This is a genomic window from Neoluteolibacter marinus, from assembly GCF_014904755.1.
Lineage (GTDB): Bacteria > Verrucomicrobiota > Verrucomicrobiia > Verrucomicrobiales > Akkermansiaceae > Haloferula > Haloferula marina.
In genome coordinates this window covers 1-397 of record NZ_JACZFQ010000205.1, presented here as the reverse complement: position 1 = coordinate 397, position 397 = coordinate 1, and the positions used below count along the sequence as shown (strand labels likewise).

The window sequence follows — 397 nt, the reverse complement described above, 5'->3', positions numbered from 1 at the left end:
CCCATGACCAGCGGGCTCATGCGGCTGCGGGCAGCGAACGTCATGGCTGCAGGGGCGATCAGGGCGACGGCTGCGGGGCTGAAGGTGCCCAGCGAGGTCAGGAATGCGGCCACCAGGAAGAAGACCCAGGGGTCAGCGAGACCTTTCCGCGCACCGCTCGGATGCACGCATTGACCATCAGGTCGATCGTCCCGTTCTGCTTGGCCATGCCGAAGAAGTACGTGACGCCGGTGACGGTCAGGACGATGTGGCTCGGGTAGGCCTCGAGGACCTCCTTGTCGTCGAAGCCCAGGTAGAAGGTGCCCACGGCGAAGGCGCCGACGAAGCCCAGGAAGCCGATGTTGATCGGGAAGATCGCGGCGATCACGAACATCGCGATCAGAGGGACGATCTCAGG

Annotated in this window: 1 pseudogene; it reads right to left on the bottom strand. The window is 64.7% G+C overall.

Annotation, left to right across the window (positions count from 1 at the left end):
* A pseudogene (locus IG178_RS24480) lies at positions 1–391 on the bottom strand (transporter permease); the annotation flags it as partial.
* Positions 392–397: the final 6 nt, after the last annotated feature.